An 18,546-nucleotide genomic window follows, 5' to 3' on the forward strand; every position below is an offset into this window, starting at 1 on the left:
CGGGAAAACTATTCGATACCTTTGCTGCGAAGGTAGTCTTCATAACTTCCGCTAAAGTCGATGACGCGTTCCGGCGTAATTTCCAGCACGCGGGTCGCCAGCGAGCTAACGAATTCGCGGTCGTGGGAAACGAAGATCAGGGTGCCCTGATACATCTCCAGCGCCATATTGAGCGACTCGATAGACTCCATATCCAGGTGGTTCGTCGGTTCGTCCATGATCAGAATATTAGGCTTCTGCATCATCAACTTACCAAACAGCATCCGCCCCTTCTCGCCACCGGAGAGCACTTTTGCCGGCTTTTTGATATCGTCCTGGCTGAACAGCAGACGCCCCAGAATGCTGCGCACCGCCTGCTCATCGTCGCCTTCCTGTTTCCACTGGCTCATCCATTCGAACACCGTCAGATCGTTTTCGAATTCATATTCGTGATCCTGCGCGTAATACCCTATGCGCGCATTTTCAGACCATTTCACGGTGCCGTTGTCCGCTTCCAGATCGCCGACCAGCGTTTTCAGTAGGGTGGATTTACCGACGCCGTTGGTGCCGAGCACCGCCAACTTCTCGCCCACTTCCAGCAGCAGGTTAACGCCTTTAAACAGCGGACCGTTGTCAAACCCTTTGCTGAGGGCTTCCACTTCCAGCGCGTTACGGAACAGTTTCTTGTCCTGCTCGAAGCGGATGAACGGGTTCTGACGGCTTGACGCTTTGACTTCATCGAGTTTGATTTTATCAATCTGACGGGCGCGGGACGTGGCCTGACGTGATTTTGACGCGTTAGCGCTAAAGCGGCTGACAAAAGACTGCAGCTCGGCAATTTGCGCTTTTTTCTTGGCATTATCGGCGAGCAGGCGTTCACGCGCCTGGGTCGCGGCAGTCATATACTCATCGTAGTTGCCGGGATATACGCGCAGTTCGCCGTAGTCCAGATCCGCCATGTGAGTGCAGACCATATTCAGGAAGTGACGGTCATGCGAAATGATGATCATGGTGCTATCGCGGTCGTTGAGCACCTGTTCCAGCCAGCGAATGGTATCGATATCCAGGTTGTTGGTCGGTTCGTCGAGCAGCAGAATATCCGGATCGGAGAACAGCGCCTGCGCCAGCAGCACGCGCAGCTTCCAGCCTGGCGCGACTTCGCTCATCGGGCCGTAGTGCTGTTCTACGGGGATACCCACGCCGAGCAGCAGTTCACCGGCGCGCGCTTCCGCGGAATAGCCGTCCATCTCGCCATACTTCACTTCCAGATCGGCCACCTTGTAGCCGTCTTCTTCGCTCATTTCAGGCAGCGCGTAAATGCGATCGCGCTCCTGCTTCACTTCCCACAGCTCGCCGTGACCCATGATCACGGTATCAAGCACCGTGAATTCTTCAAAGGCAAACTGATCCTGGCGCAGTTTACCGATCCGCTCGTTGGGATCGAGAGACACGTTGCCGAGCGTCGGCTCAAGATCGCCGCCGAGGATCTTCATAAAGGTGGATTTACCGCTACCGTTGGCGCCAATCAGGCCGTAACGGTTGCCGCCGCCAAACTTGACGGAAATGTTTTCGAACAGCGGCTTACTGCCGAACTGCATGGTGACGTTACTGGAAACTAACACGGACGTATCCTAAAGAAGATGTGACAAACCGCGCATTATGCCACAAGTCTTCAATAAGATCCCGCCCTGCGGTAAACGGCGACGCGTTAAACCGGGGGAAAAAAATGTGATTTCGTACACATCTGAATTCCCTGTTAGCGGGAATGCACATATAATGCGCTCCCAACACTACAGAATTCTCAACCCAACAGCCTGCCAGGCATTGAATCTCGCATAACATGAATATGAAATTAACAACGTTTTTCGCGGCGGCACTCGCTGTAGTCGGCTTTTGCAGTACCGCTTCTGCCGTGACTTATCCACTGCCAACCGATGGTAGCCGTCTGATTGGTCAAAACCAGGTTATCACCATCCCGGAAGGTAATACCCAGCCGCTGGAATATTTTGCGGCTGAATACCAGATGGGGCTTTCAAACATGCTCGAAGCAAACCCGGGCGTGGACACCTTCCTGCCAAAAGGCGGTACGGTGCTGAATATTCCGCAACAGTTGATCCTGCCGGACACCGTGCATGAAGGCATCGTCATTAACAGCGCGGAAATGCGCCTGTATTACTATCCGAAAGGCACCAATACCGTGATCGTACTGCCTATCGGTATCGGTCAGTTAGGCAAAGATACGCCGATCAACTGGACCACGAAGGTTGAACGTAAGAAAGCGGGCCCGACCTGGACGCCAACCGCGAAAATGCACGCCGAGTACCGCGCGGCGGGCGAACCGCTGCCGGCTGTCGTACCGGCTGGCCCGGATAACCCGATGGGTCTTTACGCGCTGTACATTGGCCGCCTGTATGCGATCCACGGCACCAACGCTAACTTCGGCATCGGCCTGCGCGTGAGCCACGGTTGCGTACGTCTGCGTAACGAGGACATTAAATTCCTGTTCGAAAACGTGCCTGTCGGTACCCGCGTACAGTTTATCGATGAGCCGGTCAAAGCCACCACCGAGCCAGACGGTAGCCGCTATATCGAGGTACATAATCCGCTGTCTACCACCGAAGCGCAGTTCGAAGGCGAAGAGATCGTACCGATCACCCTGACGAAGGGCGTGAAGAGCATCACCGAACAGGCGGACGTTGACCAGGCGGTTCTCTCCCAGGCCATTGAAAACCGCTCCGGTATGCCGGTTCGTCTGAACTAATCATCTGAACTAATCAGTGACCAGCGTTGGGTAGCGGCTTGCGCCCTACCCATCCTGCTGAGTCAGATCGTCGGTCCGATAAGCACCACGCCATCGGGCCATCACAACACCAACAGCAGCCCGTATCCTACCAGTCCCGCCCACACCAGCATCGGCAGCGAATAAAGATGAAAGCGCCACCAGATGCGTCGGTCATTCGCCATCCGTAAGGCAATCAAATTCGCCAGCGAGCCAGGCAACAGGCCAAACCCGCCCACGTTCACCGCCCACGCCAGCAGCATCGTCGGCGGCACATAATTCAGCAGCAGGATGGTGCCGGGCACATTACTGATAACCTGCGACAGGCCGATCGCCGTCAGCCACAGTCCCGGTTCAGAGAGCGTGCTGACATGATTTAACGCCCCCTGTAACAGGGGTAACTGCGTCAGCAAATGAACGTCAATGAACATCGCCATAAACACCAACAGCAGCGTCCAGTCCACACTCAGCACCACGCGACGCGCCAGCAGCAAAAAACCCACCGCCACAATCGCCAGTCCTACAGGCGCCTGTTTCAGCTCTAACGCCGTCAGAAAGACGAGATACAGCGCCAGACAACTCCACACCAGCCGCGGCTGCCATTCTGGCGACCGCGTTCCGCTGTGAAATTCCAGCGGTCTGTTCGGAAAGCAGAACCAGCATAGTACCAGCAACGTCAGCATCATCGCCGCGGCAAGCGGGGCCATCTGCAGGATAAACGCGGCGAATGAAAGCTCGCTGCGTCCCCACATCAGGATGTTTTGCGGGTTGCCGACAGGCGTAAGCAGCGAACCGGCGTTGACTGCCAGCGCTTCAAAGATAATCAGTCGGTTTACCGGAATGGCGCACAGCTTTTTAAGGGTGATGGTCAGCGGAACAACGATAAACAAGGCGACATCGTTAGTGAGAAACGTAGAAAGCAGCGCGGCGGCCAGCACCATAAATATCGCCAGACGGCGCTCTGTCGCCAGCCGTCGGGTCATTTTCCGCCCTGCTACATCGAAATAGCCGCTCAGCTCTACGCCTTTTGTAAGCAGCATCAGGCCGCTCAGGGTAACGATCGTATGCCAGTCAATCGCTGCGACCCAGCTTTGCGGCCTGAAGGGCACGTAAAAACTTAATCCCACGCCCACAACGAGCAAGAGATGGAAAAAACGGTCGCGTTTCAGCGCCCGAAAAAAAGGCAGGTTCATTCAGAGGCTGTTCCATGCTGCTGCGTAAACGCGCGAAAAGCGTCCAGCGTCTCCTGGCTGACGTGGTGCTCCATCCCCTCCGCGTCACGCCGGGCAATCTCCGGACTCACCCCCAGCACCAGCAGGAAGTTTTCAACGATTTGATGCCGTTCGCGGCTTTCCTGCGCCAGCTTTTCCCCTTCCGGCGTTAAAAAGACGCCGCGCCAGGGGATCATTTCGATCAGACCTACCGACGCCAGGCGTTTCAGCATTTTCGCCACCGTAGGCTGGGAAACCCCAAGACGCGCCGCCATATCGACCTGACGCGCTTCGCCGACCTCAATGATCAGATCGGAGATTAGCTCCACATAGTCGTCAATCAGTTCGCGACGGTGAGCCTCTCTGACCTGGCGAAACCCTTCGACGTGTTCCTCAACGTTCACTAACTGCGTCACTTTTTTCGTTGTTGGCGTACCTGCGCGACGACTCATTCTGCTTCCTCATTCCTGTGACGCATTGACCGCATCGTTCTGGAGAACGCTCATTGTAAACCAGAGTTGCCCCGGCACAAAAAATTAACGTTTTAGCAATAGCTATATAATATAGCCTGTGCTATATCTGTATGTAATGCAGACACCCTTCACGGATCGAGGGGATCGGTCAGTCAGGAGGTCACAATGAATGAGTTCAAGAGGTGCTTAAGCGTGTTCAGCCATTCTCCCTTTAAGGTTCGGTTAATGCTGCTCTCGATGCTGTGCGATATGATTAGCAGCAAACCGGAACAGGACACCCCGTCAAAAAAATAATGCGGCGTCGCGGTACGCCGCTTCATCTTGCTGTCATGTTCGACGGCTATACTCACCTGCCAGCCAGACATCCCTTCTTTTTGTCGGATTTGCTAACGTCTTCGCAAAACAATTTCATACTGCCAGTTGACCTTCTGTTTCACAGGCTCTATCTTCTTGCAGCCCTGCCTATATTGCGGCTCGCAGATGCGGACCTCTTCCCCTCTTAACGCACGCTCAGCAGGCGATGACCCTTGGCGCCAGGGTGAGCACATGGCGTTTTTTAGATTGTGGCATATGAATTTAACCCTCAAAGAGACGCTTTTGACGCGCACCCGGGCAATGAGCCCGTGGACGGCCTTTTATTTATTACAGTCTCTGCTGATCAACCTGGCGCTGGGCTACCCGTTTAGTCTGCTCTATACCACGGCCTTTACCTGCATTTTGCTTCTGCTGTGGCGTACCGCGCCGCGTGTACAAAAAGGACTGATTGGCCTCTGCTCGCTGGTGGCGGCGATGTATTTCCCTTTTGGCCAGGCTTACGGCGCGCCGAACTTTAATACACTGCTGGCGCTGCATTCCACCAATATGGAAGAGTCAACGGAAATACTGACCATCTTCCCGTGGTACAGCTATCTGGTTGGCGTGTTTATTTTTGCGCTCGGCGTTATTGCCGTTCGTCGCAAAAAAGAGGAAGTGCAGGCGCGCTGGAACACGTTTGACAGCCTCTGCCTACTGTTCAGCGTAGTTGCATTTTTTGTCGCGCCACTGCAAAACCTGGCCTGGGGCGGGGTATTTAAGCTCAAAGATACCGGTTATCCGGTGTTCCGCTTTGCAAAAGACGTTATCGTAAACAATAACGAGGTGATTGACGAACAGGCGCGCATGGCGAAACTTGCCAGCATGAAAGATACATGGACCGTCACCGCCGTGAAGCCGAAATATCACACCTACGTGGTGGTGATAGGCGAAAGCGCCCGTCGCGATGCGCTTGGCGCGTTTGGTGGACATTGGGATAACACACCGTTTGCCAGCAGCGTTAACGGGTATTTGTTTACCGACTATGTCGCCGCCAGCGGCTCCACGCAAAAATCACTGGGCCTTACGCTTAATCGGGTGGTGGAGGACAAACCGCAGTTCCAGGATAACTTTGTCACGCTGGCGAACCGCGCGGGCTTTCAGACCTGGTGGTTCTCAAATCAGGGGCAAATCGGGGAGTACGATACCGCCATCGCCAGCATCGCCAGGCGGGCAGACGAAGTTCAGTTCCTGAAAAGCGGCGACTTCGAAGCGGATAAAAACACTCAGGACACCGCCCTGCTGAAAATGACCGCTCAGGTACTGGCGACCGAGCGCACCCAGCCGCAGCTTATTGTGCTGCATTTAATGGGCTCACATCCGCAGGCCTGCGACCGAACACTTGGCAAATACGCGACGTTTGTACAGTCGAAAGAGACCTCCTGCTACCTTTATACCATGACGCAGACCGACGACCTGCTTCGTCAACTCTACGATCAACTGCGCAACAGCGGCGACAGTTTCTCGCTGGTGTATTTCTCCGATCACGGACTGGCCTTTAAGGAACGCGGAAAAGAGGTGCAGTATCTGGCGCACGATGACGCGTTCCAGCAAAACTTCCAGGTGCCGTTTATGGTGCTTTCCAGCGATGACAAAGCGCATAAGGTAATTAAAGCGCGGCGCTCGGCTAACGACTTTCTCGCTTTCTTCTCCCAGTGGACGGGGATTCGCGCGAAGGAGATCAAACCCCGCTACCGTTTTATCTCCGAGCAAAAGGCCGGGCCAGTGTACATTACCAACTTCAAGTTACAGAAAGTGGATTATAACCATCTGGGGACGGACATTTTCTCGACGAAGTAACCGGCACAGGCAAAAAAAAATCCGCCCCGAAAGGCGGATTTTTTATATCACCGAAGTGATTAGAAGCGGTAACCAACGCCGGCGATCCAGGTGCCAACGTCAACGCTACGAATACGGCTCTGCTCGTAGGAGAAGTCCAGAGCTACGTTTTCGATCGGGTTGAACTGCAGGCCAGCACCGTAGGTGAAGCCGTAGTCGCTGGTGTCATCTTTGTAGCCAGGGTAGTTAGTCTGCTGGAATTTACCGTAGCCAACACCCACAACACCGTAGATGCTTGCCCAGTCGTTCAGACGGTAAGCCGGACCCGCGGTGATGCTGTAGTACTGGGATTTGTTGTAATCGCCCGCACTGTTAGTACGATCTTTTTCAGAGTAAGTGAAGGAACCGATTACGCCCAGCGGGTTGTTGTCCTGCTCATAACGATACTTCAGGTTGAAACCGTTCATTTTGTTCGCTACGCCCTGAGCATCGCTCTGTGCGTAACCGCCGGTAACAGTAGAAGTTGCTGCAGAAGCGGTACCTGCAGTGAAAGCCAGAACAGCGGCCAGTGCTGAAAGACATGCAATTTTTTTCATAACCACCTCAAATGTGCTTCAAATAAGTCCTAAGTTTTAAATATATCAAAAATTGATGAGAAACTCTTTGCGATTCGCGATGTCTAACGGGTCAATTCATGTAACAAAACATTTCCACAACCCGCTATCCTATTCAAATAACATCACTTTTCTGGAAATCCAGCACATTATTACGCGCATAACAACGGACATTCATCCAGATTATTCCTAATCATAAAGTTTATTAATTCATCAATACCCTTTCATTCTACGACGTTTCACGAAAAATTTTTCAACAAAGACTCAACCGTTAAAGGTTTATTCCATTACACTGCCTGTTTTACTTTTCTATACATCACGCGCCCCATCGTGCGGCTGGTTCTTTGCCAGGCTCAACGATGGCGTGTTTTACCGTCCAGTGTCAGGAGAAAGGATGCCAGGGTCTTCACGTAAAATCCCAGTTTGGTTGCCGATAGTCGTACTGCTGATTGCGATGTGCTCCATTCAGAGCGGCGCATCATTGGCAAAATCGTTGTTCCCTCTGGTTGGCGCGCCGGGCGTTACCGCGCTGCGCCTGGCGCTGGGCACACTTATTCTGGTTGCCTTTTTTAAACCCTGGCGTCTGCGCTTTGCGAAAGAACAGCGGCTGCCGCTGCTTTTCTATGGACTGTCGTTGGGTGGGATGAATTATCTCTTTTACCTGTCGATTCAGACGGTGCCGCTCGGCATCGCGGTTGCGCTGGAATTTACGGGGCCGCTGGCCGTGGCGCTGTTCGCGTCTCGACGTCCGGTGGATTTCATCTGGGTGGTGCTGGCGGTACTCGGGCTGTGGTTTTTGCTGCCGCTGGGTCAGGATGTGTCGCATGTCGACCTGACAGGCGCAGCGTTGGCGCTGGGCGCGGGCGCCTGCTGGGCTATCTATATTCTTAGCGGCCAGCGCGCCGGGGCGGAACATGGGCCGGCAACGGTCGCAGTCGGCTCGCTGATTGCCGCCATTGTGTTTGTTCCTCTCGGCGCAGCACAGGCTGGCGAGGCGCTCTGGCACTGGTCGATAATCCCACTGGGACTGGCCGTCGCGGTGCTGTCTACTGCGCTCCCCTACTCCCTGGAGATGATTGCCTTAACCCGACTGCCGACACGAACGTTTGGCACGTTGATGAGCATGGAGCCCGCGCTGGCGGCGGTAGCCGGCATCGTGTTCCTCGGCGAAACGCTGACCGTCATCCAGTTGCTGGCGCTGGGGGCTATCATTGCCGCCTCTATGGGTTCAACGTTAACGATTCGACGCGATACTGAAATTAAAAAAGTTGACGTAAAGTAATTTTACATTTCTGCATGGTTTGCATAACCATGCAGAATATCCTTCCGCTTACCCACGCTATTTTCCGCCCTGGCGCTATGTGTTTTACCGATGTTTATTTGCAAGGATATTCCTGGACTCAGGTTAATATCGCTATGGCCTTACGGAATAATTTTTCATTTGCAACATTATGAATAGCAATGCAATTCCTGATGAACATGGCAATGCGCTATTAAAGCGATAGGGAGAGCCAGAAAAGCAGGATCGATAACCGGTGCTATACTTAGTTTCGTTAATTACCGGGACATAACATCAAGAGGATATGAAATTATGAGTACCGCTAAATTGGTAAAAACAAAAGCGTCCAATCTGCTTTATACCCGCAACGATGTCTCCGACAGCGATAAGAAAGCAACGGTTGAGTTGCTGAATCGTCAGGTTATTCAGTTTATCGACCTGTCTCTGATTACGAAACAGGCGCACTGGAACATGCGCGGTGCTAATTTTATTGCCGTACACGAAATGCTGGATGGCTTCCGTACTGCGTTAACCGATCATCTGGATACTATGGCTGAACGTGCCGTACAACTGGGTGGCGTTGCCTTAGGGACGACTCAGGTTATCAACAGCAAAACCCCGCTGAAAAGCTATCCGCTGGACATCCATACCGTTCAGGATCACCTGAAGGAGCTGGCAGATCGTTATGCTGTCGTGGCAAACGACGTGCGTAAAGCGATTGGCGAAGCGAAGGATGAAGACACCGCTGATATCTTCACCGCCGCGTCACGCGATCTCGACAAATTCCTGTGGTTTATCGAATCTAACATCGAATAATCGCGTCATAAGTAAGACCTCTACAACCCTCGCTTCGGCGGGGGTTTTGCACTTTTATAGTGCATCGCCCGGCCTCCCTGCCGCAATAAAGTAAATTTATTGTAATAATCACCTCACACAATCGTTAACGAAAGATTGTTTTAACAGCAATATTTACGCTAAATAAGCAGACTGCTAGCGCCACTCCGGTCATGCACTCATTTAGTGCCCCGTTTTGGTGCAAAAAGCGACATTTGCCACGCTGCGTGTGCAAACTTGCGTTGCGGCCTCTTGTTAAAACAAGGGGTTGCAAAACTGGCACGAATCTTTCATTACGCTTACTGTTCTTGCAGGGGATCGCCCCGTGGATAAAAAAGGAAATGCTATGAAGTCTTTATTAAACGTTTCACTGGCAGCACTTACCCTGGCTTTTGCCGTCTCTTCTCACGCGGCGGAAAAAAAACTGATTGTGGCGACTGACACCGCGTTCGTTCCGTTTGAATTCAAACAGGGTGACAAATACGTTGGCTTTGATGTGGATCTGTGGGCTGCCGTCGCGAAAGAGCTGAAGCTGGACTATCAACTGAAGCCGATGGATTTCAGCGGCATTATCCCGGCACTGCAAACCCGCAACGTCGACCTGGCGCTGGCGGGCATCACCATTACCGACGAGCGTAAAAAAGCGATCGATTTCTCTGACGGCTACTACAAAAGCGGCCTGTTAGTGATGGTGAAAGCGAATAACAACGATGTGAAAAGCGTGAAAGATCTGGACGGTAAAGTGCTGGCGGTGAAGAGCGGCACCGGCTCCGTTGACTACGCGAAAGCGAACATCAAGACCAAAGATCTGCGCCAGTTCCCGAACATCGATAACGCCTATATGGAGCTGGGCACCAATCGCGCGGACGCGGTTCTGCACGACACGCCAAACATCCTCTATTTCATCAAAACCGCCGGCAACGGCCAGTTTAAGGCGGTCGGCGAGTCTCTGGAAGCGCAGCAGTACGGTATCGCGTTCCCGAAAGGTAGTGACGATCTGCGTGAAAAAGTGAACGGCGCGCTGAAAACCCTGCGTGAGAACGGCACTTACAACGAAATTTACAAAAAATGGTTCGGTACTGAACCGAAATAAAACAGCCTGAGAGCCAGGCTCTGTAACGCCCGGCAGCGTTTGCCGGGCCTACACTTTTAGCCATCGTACGATCAGCTATTTTCACCACGGTAACAGGAATAACATATGCAGTTTGACTGGAGCGCCATCTGGCCCGCCATTCCGATCCTGCTTCAGGGCGCCAAAATGACCCTGTGGATCTCGATCCTCGGCCTCGCCGGGGGGATCGTCATTGGCCTGCTGGCGGGGTTAGCCCGTACTTACGGCGGCTGGATCGCCAATCACGTCGCCCTTGTGTTTATCGAAATCATTCGCGGCACGCCTATCGTCGTGCAGGTGATGTACATCTACTTCGCCCTGCCGATGGCCTTCCCGGACCTGCGCATCGACACCTTTAGCGCGGCGGTAATCACCATCATGATTAACTCCGGCGCGTACATCGCGGAAATTACCCGCGGTTCGGTCTTGTCGATCCACAAAGGGTTCAGCGAAGCTGGGCTGGCGCTCGGGCTTTCACGTCGCGAAACCATTCGTCACGTGATTATGCCGCTGGCGCTGCGCCGCATGCTGCCATCGCTTGGCAACCAGTTAATTATCAGCATTAAAGACACCTCGCTGTTCATCGTGATTGGGGCGGCTGAGCTGACCCGCAGCGGCCAGGAGATCATCGCCGGCAACTTCCGCGCGCTGGAAATCTGGACCGCTGTCGGCGTGATTTACCTCATCATCACGCAGGTTCTGAACATCGTGCTTCGTAGTCTGGAAAGAAGGATGAAAATCCTGTGATTGAATTTAAAAACGTCTCCAAGCACTTTGGCCCAACCCAGGTGCTGCATAATATCGATCTGAACATCAAACAGGGCGAAGTGGTGGTGATTATCGGGCCGTCAGGCTCCGGAAAATCCACGCTGTTACGCTGCATTAATAAACTGGAGGAGATCACCTCCGGCGATCTGATCGTTGACGGCCTGAAGGTCAACGATCCGAAGGTAGACGAGCGTCTGATTCGCCAGGAAGCGGGAATGGTATTCCAGCAGTTTTACCTGTTTCCTCATCTGACCGCCCTGGAAAACGTCATGTTCGGCCCGCTGCGCGTGCGCGGCACCCGTAAAGAAGAGGCGGAAAAACAGGCGAAAGCGCTGTTGGCGAAGGTCGGCCTTGCCGAACGCGCGCACCACTATCCGTCTGAACTTTCAGGCGGGCAGCAGCAGCGTGTGGCGATTGCCCGCGCCCTGGCGGTTAAGCCGAAAATGATGCTGTTTGATGAGCCGACCTCTGCGCTTGACCCCGAGCTGCGCCACGAGGTTCTGAAAGTCATGCAGGATCTGGCGGAAGAAGGCATGACCATGGTCATCGTAACCCATGAAATCGGCTTTGCCGAAAAAGTGGCCTCGCGTCTTATCTTCATTGACAAAGGCCGGATTGCCGAAGACGGCAATCCGCAGGCGCTGATTGAAAACCCGCCAAGTCAGCGTCTACAGGAATTTTTGCAGCACGTTTCCTGACGATTCGCCTCCCTTTCGCGCCGAAGGGGAGGTTTTCTACGACTCCTCCCAAATCCAAACCTCATCCCTCCAGCAACTATACTTATTGTTTTGCACAATTTTCTCATTGGAGGAGTCATGCGGTGGATCCTGTTTGTCCTCATTTGTCTGGCGGGGGCGCCCGCCCATGCGGTGACGATTCCCGGCGTGACCGCCAGCCCGGCGGCAGATGCTAAAACTGCGCCCGCGCCCGAGCCGGACATTGAACAAAAAAAAGCGGCTTATGCCGCTCTGGCCGATGTGCTGGAAAATGAGGCGTCGCGCAAGGAACTCATTGGCCAGTTGCGCAGCGCCGCCACAACATCCGCGCCTGAGTCCTCCCCCAAAATCGTTCCTCCTGGTGTTGTGGAAGAAAAAACGGTGCTGGAGAATATCACCGACATCAGTCATCGCTACGGTGCGGCCTTCGCCGGGCGCTTCGCCCAGCTTTATCGTAATATCACCGACGCACCGCATAAACCCTTTAACAGCCAGACGTTCACCAACGCCCTCACCCACTTCCTGATGCTGGCGGTCGCCGTGTTCAGCTTTTACTGGCTGATTCGTCGGTGCGCGCTTCCGCTGTATCGCAAAATGGGTAACTGGGCGCGGAAGAAAAATCGTGAGCGCCGCAACTGGCTTCAGCTTCCGGCGATGATCGTCGGGGCTTTTATTATCGATCTGCTACTGCTGGCGCTGACGCTATTTGTCGGGCAGTTACTGAGCGACAGGCTAAACGCCGGAAGCCGCACCATTGCGTTTCAGCAGAGTCTGTTTCTCAATGCCTTTGCCCTGATTGAGTTTTTTAAAGCGATACTGCGTCTGATCTTCTGCCCGAAAGTGGCGGAGCTGCGTCCGTTTTCAATTCAGGACAGCAATGCCCGGTACTGGAACCGCCGGTTAAGCTCGTTGAGCAGTTTGATTGGCTATGGGCTGATCGTCGCCGTTCCCATTATTTCTAATCAGGTCAACGTGCAGGTCGGCGCGATGGCGAACGTGGCGATCATGCTGTGCATAACGCTGTGGGCGCTGTATCTGATCTTTCATAATAAAAAGGATATCACCGGGCATCTGCTGAACCTGGCCGATCGTTCGCTGGCCTTTTTTAGCCTGTTTATTCGCGCTTTTGCGCTGGTGTGGCACTGGCTGGCAAGCGCCTATTTCATCGTCCTGTTTTTCTTTTCGCTGTTCGATCCGGGGAACAGCCTGAAATTTATGATGGGCGCAACGGTGCGCAGTCTGGCCATCATCGCCATTGCCGCTTTCGTGTCGGGGATGTTCTCTCGCTGGATCGCCAAAACCATTACCCTCTCTCCACACACGCAGCGAAATTATCCTGAACTGCAAAAGCGCCTGAACGGCTGGCTGTCCACCGCGCTTAAAGTGGCGCGTTTCCTGTCGGTGTGCGTCGCCATCATGCTGTTGCTGAATGCCTGGGGACTGTTCGACTTCTGGAACTGGCTGCACAACGGCGCGGGTGAAAAGACGGTGGATATCCTGATCCGTATCGCGCTGATCCTGTTCTTCTCGGCGGTGGGCTGGACCGTTCTCGCCAGCCTAATCGAAAACCGTCTGGCCTCCGATATTCATGGTCGTCCATTACCCAGTGCGCGCACCCGCACGCTGCTGACGCTGTTTCGCAACGCGCTGGCGGTGATCATCAGCACCATCACCATTATGATTGTGCTTTCGGAGATCGGGGTGAATATCGCACCGCTGCTGGCAGGCGCCGGCGCGCTGGGACTGGCGATTTCGTTCGGGTCGCAAACGCTGGTCAAAGATATTATTACCGGCGTGTTTATCCAGTTCGAAAATGGCATGAATACCGGCGATCTGGTCACCATCGGGCCGCTGACCGGAACGGTTGAGCGGATGTCAATTCGTTCGGTTGGCGTGCGGCAGGACACCGGGGCATATCATATTATTCCCTGGTCCTCGATCACGACCTTCGCCAACTTTGTGCGCGGCATTGGTTCGGTGGTGGCGAACTACGACGTGGACCGTCAGGAAGATGCCGACAAAGCCAATCAGGCGTTGAAAGACGCGGTTAACGCGGTGATGGAAAATGAGGAGGTGCGGGGCCTGATCATCGGTGAGCCGACCTTTGCCGGTATCGTAGGGCTGACCAACACCGCCTTTACGCTGCGCGTGTCGTTCACGACCCTGCCGCTAAAACAGTGGACGGTCCGCTTCGCGCTGGACAGCCAGGTGAAAAAACATTTCGACCTGGCCGGGGTGCGCCCGCCGGTGCAGACGTATCAGGTCCTGCCTGCGCCGACGATGTCGCCGGCGGCAGAAACCGCTTCCGCGCCGCTACCGCCAAACGCTCCGACGCTTTAGCGTTGACGCGCGTTAAAACGGCGGCGCTGGTCATCGTCCATAAAGGTCCAGGCGATAAAGCGACTCTGCTTATTGCCCTGGGCCATCTCTTTTTTCACCACCCTGACGGCGCCGACATCCGTCAGCGCCCGATACAGCGGCGGCAGATTTTCCCCCCGTGACACCAGTGTGGTAAACCACATCACCTGGCGCCCAAAAGCCCGGCTTTCGGCAATCATGGTTTTAATAAACGCCACTTCGCCCCCCTCACACCACAGCTCCTGCTGCTGGCCGCCGAAGTTCAGCGCGTCGTCTTTATCCTGCCCCAGGTTACGCCGTTTACGCTCGCTACCCGCACGCGCGGCGGCGGCTGAGTCATGGAACGGCGGATTGCACAGCGTCGCATCGTATTGCTCGTTTTTATGGATAACGCCGTTAAAGACAGCCGAAGCGGTTTTCTGCCGACGCAAACGTATTGCGCGCGTCAGTCCGGGGTTGCCGTTGATAATCGCCTGTGCGCTGGCAAAGGCGCGATCGTTGGTCTCGCTACCGGTAAAGCGCCAGCCGTATTCATGAACGCCAATCAGCGGATAAATACAGTTTGCCCCCACGCCGATATCAAGCAGCGTGGCCGATGAGGGAACGCTGCCCGTGGTTTCAGCCAGCAGATCGGCCAGGTGATGGATATAATCTGCCCGTCCCGGTACCGGTGGGCATAAAAAACCGTCAGGGATATCCCAGTTCGCCACCCCGTAGTAATGGGCCAGCAGCGCTTTATTCAACGCTTTGACCGCCTGCGGATTGGCGAAATCGACGCTTTGTTCGCCCGCGGGTGTTCGGGTCAGAAACTGCGTCAGCTCAGGCGTGACTTTACAGAGCGCGGTCAGATCGTAGCGACTGTGGTGACGGTTACGCGGGTGTAATCCCGGTTTCTGGGGGGCCATAGCTTTCTCCTTTTAACAGCGGCGTAAGATACCCGCATAACGCAATGTGGTAAACCTGTGCAAAGCGAAAACCCGTTCAAAGGACCTGATCAGCGTCGTCCTGTGACGGGCATCGCTCAAATCCTCAGAAAATCAGCATGATGTATGTCATTGATTTGTAAAAATACGTCAATTATTATCGTTCAAAAATTGAGCATATCTTCATCAATTTTTTCCGCTGTTGCCGCGACTGTGGCGACCTACACTTAGGAGGCACAACACGTTGTTTCACCAAGGAGCGCATCATGAAAAAATGCCTCGCCTTCCTCCTCGCCACCGCGTTTGCCGGTATAGCGTCCGCGGCGTCAGCCGCACAGCCTCTGAGCAGTCCGGATGCCGGACAGTTGCGCGCATCGGGCACCGTTTCCGCCACCGGCGCAACCAACCTGAGCGAACTGGAAGACAAACTGGCGGAAAAAGCGAAGGAGCAAGGCGCAACCGGCTTCGTCGTTAATTCCGCAGGCGGTAAAAATCAGATGTATGGCACGGCCACGATCTATAAATAACCTTCCTTTTATCTCCTCCGGCCCGATGGCGCATGCGTCTTTCGGGCTGATACCCTGCGAATCCGCAGACCCGTTATACTTAATTATCCATCTATCATAAGGAGAACACGCTATGGCCTCCGGTTGGGCTAATGATGACGCCGTAAACGAACAGATCAACAGTACGATTGAAGATGCCGTTGCCCGCGTACGCGGTGAAATTCCGCGTGGTGATAGTCTGTATGAATGTGCAGAATGCGGTGATCCCATCCCTGAAGCACGACGCCAGGCGATACCCGGCGTGCGGCTATGCCTCGCCTGTCAACGGGAGAAAGATTTACATAATGCAACATATGCAGGATATAATCGCAGAGGCTCCAAAGACAGCCAGTTACGCTGACTTTTCTTTACCTGGATCTGTAGAATTTGCCGTTTCGCTTACACTCACGTTAAAACGCAGTCTGCGTGGCAAAACGTGCCGTTAAACACGCTACTGTAAAGCCGACTGCGAAGAAGCGTAAATTCATGCCATGAATTAATTAATAATCAATAAGTTATTTTTCATTCAATTTATTTGATGAAGGCGGTCAATTCTATTCGATTTTCTCTCTCGCCAAAAACCGTGATACTCATCACATCGACGGAACATCGTCTTCCTTAAAGAATAACCTGCGAGAGATTAATAATGAAAAACATCAAATACGCTATTGCTGCTGTTGCCCTGTCCACACTCTCTTTTGGCGCCTTCGCGGCCGAACCCGTTACTGCTGCACAGGCGCAAAGCATGAATAAAATCGGTGTAGTGTCTGCGGATGGCGCAACCACGCTGGACGGCCTGGAAGCGAAACTGGCTGAAAAAGCGACCGCTGCGGGCGCCAGCGGATACAGCATTACCTCCGCCACCAACAACAACAAAATGAGCGGCACCGCTGTTATCTATAAATAATTTCACCCCGTCTGTTTGCCGACAGACACACTGCTCCAACCCTCATTGAACCATTGTTACCCTTGTTTGCCCGTCCGCCACTGAACGGGCTTTTTTTTATCCGTTTTCGCCGTCGCTTAAAACGACTGATTCACCCGAGCCAGGCCTTCTTCCAGCGTTTCAACTTCAGCGGTCGCCACCAGACAGCACGCCATCTGGCGCTTTATTGACGCCGGAACCGGTTCACTTCCGGCAAGACAACGTTCGATCCAGCGCGCGGTAGTTTGCGGATCTTTTGCCGCAGGCAGCGGCACCGGCGCGTCCGGGATTTCGCTTTGGCGCTCCTGCAATACCCGAATGCCGCTGCCGTCTATCAGGCTGATTTGCGGACAGCGCTGCGGATTCGCATACACTTCCCCTTCCGTACCGTGCATCAACAGACCGCGACCGCCGATGTCGCTGAAGAACTTCGCCACCCGGGGGACATATTCGGGATGGGAGACGCTGGAAAGACGCAACGCGGCGTCTTCAGCGAACGGCGTTGCCAGCTTGGCAAGAGTATGCGCGCTGTTGCGAACGCCTAAGCGCCAGCGCATCGCCAGCTGCGTTTCCAGCGGCGGGCACAGCGCACCGACCGGAATAAATACCGGCTGGTGACCATCCAGTTTTGCCTGCGCCTGCCCGGCATGACGCGTCGGCGGAATGCCCATCAGTTCGAAAATCGTTTCCGTCAGGACACGCGTGGGATCTTCACTGACGCCGTGAACCACCACCGGGAAGCCCAGTTTATGCAACAGTATCGCCAGCAGCGGCGTCAGATTGGCCTGTTTACGCGCGCCGTTATAGCTAGGAATAACAATCGGCATCGGTTTCGCAACGGGCGGGGTGAGCGTAATCGTATGATGCTGCATGGCCTCATAGAATCCGCGCATTTCCGCCTCACCTTCCCCTTTGATGCGCAGCGCGATCAGAATACCGCCCATTTCCAGCTCAGGCACTTCGCCGTTTAGCATCCGACTATACAGGCCGCGCGCCGTGTCCTGGTCCAGATCGCGGGCGTGATTTTTCCCCCGGCCAATCTCTTTAATGATGCTGCGATAATCCATGATGTCTCCCCTGTGACATTTTTTTAACAATATAGCCCTTAACCAGAGACGGCTGATAGTTTTTTATCGCGCTGCCCAATCATCTGTTTTTGAAAAAGTTCTACAAATGCAAGCGCAAGTTCAAATATTTGTGATTATCTCTACACAATCTTCCTGCCCCTCATTCTGCTTAAATATCCAACGCATCAATAGTGAGGACTATCGGTAACAACGTCCAGGCAACGTTTTACCCAGAGAATACCAGGAATGATTATGAACAAGGTGGCTTTAGGCTTAGTGTTCGCGGCAACGGTTGGATGCACTGCATCGGCATTTGCCGCAACCAATGGCGAAGGACAAATTAACTTTACCGGCGAAATCGTGGATTCCGCCTGTCAGGTTGTGAACGGGTTGAGCAACCCGTTAAATGTGCAGTTAGGTAAGGTGTCAAAAACGGTATTTACCGGTGCTGGCTCCACCAGCACGGCAACAAAGTTTGATATTCAACTGACGGGTTGTCCGGAGACTGTCACGTCTGCCGCCATTAATTTCGGCGGAACGCCGGATGCAAACGACAATCGCTCGCTGGCAATCACCCCGGGCGCCGATGCGGCAACGGGCGTGGCCATCCAGTTGCTCGATTCGGCTGAGCAACCGGTGAGTTTATACACGCCTTCCCGCGAATATCCGTTAATGTCAGGAAGCTCGGTCAACGATCTGGAGTTTGCCGCACGCTATATCCAGACTCAGGCGGCTATAACCGCAGGTCCGGCTAATTCCGTTTCAACCTTCACTGTTATCTATAACTGATATTCCCCATCCAGAGGAGTCGCGTTACGTCTGCGCGGCTTCCTC

General features: G+C 53.9%; 19 protein-coding genes. 13 read left to right on the top strand and 6 right to left on the bottom strand.

Going from position 1 to position 18,546, the window contains the following annotated elements; genetic code table 11:
* Nucleotides 1-8: 8 nt before the first annotated feature.
* Nucleotides 9-1,601, bottom strand: coding sequence for an ABC-F family ATPase (locus CSE01S_RS04775; protein ID WP_042285031.1), 1,593 nt, complete (start codon nt 1,599-1,601; stop codon nt 9-11).
* Nucleotides 1,602-1,819: 218 nt separating this feature from the next.
* On the opposite strand from CSE01S_RS04775, the gene ldtB reads away from it, so the two are divergent.
* A complete protein-coding gene (ldtB, locus tag CSE01S_RS04780; RefSeq protein ID WP_042285033.1) occupies nt 1,820-2,740 on the top strand; it encodes a L,D-transpeptidase in 921 nt (306 codons plus the stop codon).
* A gap of 101 nt (nt 2,741-2,841) precedes the next feature.
* Here ldtB and CSE01S_RS04785 read toward each other — a convergent pair whose 3' ends face one another.
* The gene (locus tag CSE01S_RS04785; RefSeq protein WP_042285035.1) at nt 2,842-3,951 is read right to left on the bottom strand and encodes an anion transporter; all 1,110 of its coding nucleotides are present in this window, start codon (nt 3,949-3,951) and stop codon (nt 2,842-2,844) included.
* Nucleotides 3,948-4,421, bottom strand: coding sequence for a manganese-binding transcriptional regulator MntR (mntR, locus tag CSE01S_RS04790; RefSeq protein ID WP_042285036.1), 474 nt, complete (start codon nt 4,419-4,421; stop codon nt 3,948-3,950). Before mntR ends, CSE01S_RS04785 begins: the two co-directional genes overlap by 4 nt.
* A 186-nt stretch (nt 4,422-4,607) precedes the next feature.
* Here mntR and mntS point away from each other — a divergent pair, with 186 nt between their 5' ends.
* Both mntS and CSE01S_RS04800 read left to right on the top strand, forming a co-directional pair.
* Nucleotides 4,608-4,736 carry a manganase accumulation protein MntS gene (mntS, locus tag CSE01S_RS22135; RefSeq protein WP_072014953.1) on the top strand — a complete coding sequence of 43 codons (129 nt, stop codon included), beginning with the start codon at nt 4,608-4,610 and terminating at the stop codon, nt 4,734-4,736.
* A gap of 276 nt (nt 4,737-5,012) precedes the next feature.
* Nucleotides 5,013-6,593, top strand: coding sequence for a phosphoethanolamine transferase (locus tag CSE01S_RS04800; protein WP_042286193.1), 1,581 nt, complete (start codon nt 5,013-5,015; stop codon nt 6,591-6,593).
* 59 nt (nt 6,594-6,652) lie between these two features.
* Here CSE01S_RS04800 and ompX read toward each other — a convergent pair whose 3' ends face one another.
* Nucleotides 6,653-7,168, bottom strand: coding sequence for an outer membrane protein OmpX (gene ompX, locus CSE01S_RS04805; protein WP_042285041.1), 516 nt, complete (start codon nt 7,166-7,168; stop codon nt 6,653-6,655).
* A 412-nt stretch (nt 7,169-7,580) separates the two neighbouring features.
* Between ompX and rhtA the strand changes: the two genes are divergently transcribed.
* From rhtA to ybiO, 6 genes are all read left to right on the top strand, one after another.
* Nucleotides 7,581-8,468: a threonine/homoserine exporter RhtA gene (rhtA, locus tag CSE01S_RS04810; RefSeq protein ID WP_042285043.1), complete on the top strand. Its 888-nt coding sequence runs from the start codon at nt 7,581-7,583 to the stop codon at nt 8,466-8,468.
* Nucleotides 8,469-8,777: 309 nt separating this feature from the next.
* Nucleotides 8,778-9,281 carry a DNA starvation/stationary phase protection protein Dps gene (gene dps / locus CSE01S_RS04815; RefSeq protein ID WP_042285046.1) on the top strand — a complete coding sequence of 168 codons (504 nt, stop codon included), beginning with the start codon at nt 8,778-8,780 and terminating at the stop codon, nt 9,279-9,281.
* Nucleotides 9,282-9,645: 364 nt separating this feature from the next.
* Nucleotides 9,646-10,392: a glutamine ABC transporter substrate-binding protein GlnH gene (gene glnH / locus CSE01S_RS04820; RefSeq protein WP_042285049.1), complete on the top strand. Its 747-nt coding sequence runs from the start codon at nt 9,646-9,648 to the stop codon at nt 10,390-10,392.
* Between the two features lie 105 nt (nt 10,393-10,497).
* Nucleotides 10,498-11,157 (top strand): glutamine ABC transporter permease GlnP, encoded by a 660-nt coding sequence (glnP, locus tag CSE01S_RS04825; RefSeq protein ID WP_042285051.1) that lies wholly within the window; start codon nt 10,498-10,500, stop codon nt 11,155-11,157.
* Nucleotides 11,154-11,876: a glutamine ABC transporter ATP-binding protein GlnQ gene (glnQ, locus tag CSE01S_RS04830; RefSeq protein WP_042285053.1), complete on the top strand. Its 723-nt coding sequence runs from the start codon at nt 11,154-11,156 to the stop codon at nt 11,874-11,876. Before glnP ends, glnQ begins: the two co-directional genes overlap by 4 nt.
* 117 nt (nt 11,877-11,993) lie before the next feature.
* Nucleotides 11,994-14,234, top strand: a complete 2,241-nt coding sequence (gene ybiO / locus CSE01S_RS04835) for a mechanosensitive channel protein (RefSeq protein ID WP_042285056.1) — start codon at nt 11,994-11,996, stop codon at nt 14,232-14,234.
* On the opposite strand, the gene rlmF is transcribed toward ybiO, so the two are convergent.
* Complete coding sequence (gene rlmF, locus CSE01S_RS04840) at nt 14,231-15,157, bottom strand: 23S rRNA (adenine(1618)-N(6))-methyltransferase RlmF (RefSeq protein WP_042285059.1); 927 nt, start codon at nt 15,155-15,157, stop codon at nt 14,231-14,233. The two genes, ybiO and rlmF, sit on opposite strands and share 4 nt — an antisense overlap.
* A 284-nt stretch (nt 15,158-15,441) precedes the next feature.
* Here rlmF and mcbA point away from each other — a divergent pair, with 284 nt between their 5' ends.
* The 3 genes from mcbA to ybiJ all read left to right on the top strand — a co-directional run bounded on the left by mcbA (nt 15,442) and on the right by ybiJ (nt 16,627).
* Nucleotides 15,442-15,702 carry a DUF1471 family periplasmic protein McbA gene (mcbA, locus tag CSE01S_RS04845; RefSeq protein ID WP_042285061.1) on the top strand — a complete coding sequence of 87 codons (261 nt, stop codon included), beginning with the start codon at nt 15,442-15,444 and terminating at the stop codon, nt 15,700-15,702.
* 112 nt (nt 15,703-15,814) lie between these two features.
* On the top strand, nt 15,815-16,081 hold the full coding sequence (locus CSE01S_RS04850) for a DksA/TraR family C4-type zinc finger protein (protein ID WP_042285063.1): 267 nt from the start codon (nt 15,815-15,817) through the stop codon (nt 16,079-16,081).
* Nucleotides 16,082-16,366: 285 nt separating this feature from the next.
* Nucleotides 16,367-16,627, top strand: a complete 261-nt coding sequence (gene ybiJ / locus CSE01S_RS04855; protein ID WP_042285065.1) for a DUF1471 family protein YbiJ — start codon at nt 16,367-16,369, stop codon at nt 16,625-16,627.
* A 116-nt stretch (nt 16,628-16,743) separates the two neighbouring features.
* On the opposite strand, the gene ybiB is transcribed toward ybiJ, so the two are convergent.
* On the bottom strand, nt 16,744-17,712 hold the full coding sequence (ybiB, locus tag CSE01S_RS04860; RefSeq protein ID WP_042285067.1) for a DNA-binding protein YbiB: 969 nt from the start codon (nt 17,710-17,712) through the stop codon (nt 16,744-16,746).
* A gap of 252 nt (nt 17,713-17,964) precedes the next feature.
* Here ybiB and CSE01S_RS04865 point away from each other — a divergent pair, with 252 nt between their 5' ends.
* Nucleotides 17,965-18,501 (top strand): fimbrial protein, encoded by a 537-nt coding sequence (locus tag CSE01S_RS04865; protein ID WP_042285070.1) that lies wholly within the window; start codon nt 17,965-17,967, stop codon nt 18,499-18,501.
* The last annotated feature ends 45 nt before the right edge of the window (nt 18,502-18,546 follow it).

It is taken from the genome of Citrobacter sedlakii NBRC 105722 (assembly GCF_000759835.1).
Lineage (GTDB): Bacteria > Pseudomonadota > Gammaproteobacteria > Enterobacterales > Enterobacteriaceae > Citrobacter_A > Citrobacter_A sedlakii.

Bases quoted from the DNA above. Each gene is read 5' to 3' on its own strand.
- rhtA (WP_042285043.1), top strand. From the start codon at position 7,581: ATGCCAGGGTCTTCACGTAAAATCCCAGTTTGGTTGCCGATAGTCGTA.
- CSE01S_RS04865 (WP_042285070.1), top strand. From the start codon at position 17,965: ATGAACAAGGTGGCTTTAGGCTTAGTGTTCGCGGCAACGGTTGGATGC.
- glnH (WP_042285049.1), top strand. From the start codon at position 9,646: ATGAAGTCTTTATTAAACGTTTCACTGGCAGCACTTACCCTGGCTTTT.
- mntS (WP_072014953.1), top strand. From the start codon at position 4,608: ATGAATGAGTTCAAGAGGTGCTTAAGCGTGTTCAGCCATTCTCCCTTT.
- ybiO (WP_042285056.1), top strand. From the start codon at position 11,994: ATGCGGTGGATCCTGTTTGTCCTCATTTGTCTGGCGGGGGCGCCCGCC.
- CSE01S_RS04850 (WP_042285063.1), top strand. From the start codon at position 15,815: ATGGCCTCCGGTTGGGCTAATGATGACGCCGTAAACGAACAGATCAAC.
- mntR (WP_042285036.1), bottom strand. From the start codon at position 4,421: ATGAGTCGTCGCGCAGGTACGCCAACAACGAAAAAAGTGACGCAGTTA.
- CSE01S_RS04785 (WP_042285035.1), bottom strand. From the start codon at position 3,951: ATGAACCTGCCTTTTTTTCGGGCGCTGAAACGCGACCGTTTTTTCCAT.
- CSE01S_RS04800 (WP_042286193.1), top strand. From the start codon at position 5,013: ATGAATTTAACCCTCAAAGAGACGCTTTTGACGCGCACCCGGGCAATG.
- ldtB (WP_042285033.1), top strand. From the start codon at position 1,820: ATGAATATGAAATTAACAACGTTTTTCGCGGCGGCACTCGCTGTAGTC.
- rlmF (WP_042285059.1), bottom strand. From the start codon at position 15,157: ATGGCCCCCCAGAAACCGGGATTACACCCGCGTAACCGTCACCACAGT.
- mcbA (WP_042285061.1), top strand. From the start codon at position 15,442: ATGAAAAAATGCCTCGCCTTCCTCCTCGCCACCGCGTTTGCCGGTATA.
- glnP (WP_042285051.1), top strand. From the start codon at position 10,498: ATGCAGTTTGACTGGAGCGCCATCTGGCCCGCCATTCCGATCCTGCTT.
- ybiB (WP_042285067.1), bottom strand. From the start codon at position 17,712: ATGGATTATCGCAGCATCATTAAAGAGATTGGCCGGGGGAAAAATCAC.
- dps (WP_042285046.1), top strand. From the start codon at position 8,778: ATGAGTACCGCTAAATTGGTAAAAACAAAAGCGTCCAATCTGCTTTAT.
- ompX (WP_042285041.1), bottom strand. From the start codon at position 7,168: ATGAAAAAAATTGCATGTCTTTCAGCACTGGCCGCTGTTCTGGCTTTC.
- ybiJ (WP_042285065.1), top strand. From the start codon at position 16,367: ATGAAAAACATCAAATACGCTATTGCTGCTGTTGCCCTGTCCACACTC.